Here is a 355-nt window from a genome sequence, read left to right on the forward strand (position 1 = left end):
GGTCTGGTCGGTGACCATGTCCGGGCGCACGCCACGCTTGACCAGTTCCGGCAGGATCTCGGCGGCGTTGCCGTGCAGGGCGATGGAGATCGCCTTGCCTTCGGCGGTGTACTTGGCGATGCGCGCCAGGGCGTCGTCCAGGTCCTTGGCCTGTTCGTCGACGTAGCGGCTGCGCAGGCGGAAGTCGATGCGGCTCTGCTGGCACTCGATGTTCAGCGAGCAGGCGCCGGCCAGGGTCGCGGCCAGCGGCTGGGCACCGCCCATGCCGCCGAGGCCGGCGGTCAGCACCCAGCGGCCGGTGAGGTTGCCGCCATAGTGCTGGCGGCCGGCTTCGACGAAGGTTTCGTAGGTGCCC

General features: G+C 70.4%; 1 pseudogene. It reads right to left on the reverse strand.

Annotated features, from left to right (window positions below):
• Positions 1-355 (reverse strand): annotated as a pseudogene (locus PSEWESI4_RS24925) (urocanate hydratase); the annotation flags it as partial.

The organism is Zestomonas carbonaria, assembly GCF_904061905.1.
GTDB lineage: Bacteria > Pseudomonadota > Gammaproteobacteria > Pseudomonadales > Pseudomonadaceae > Aquipseudomonas > Aquipseudomonas carbonaria.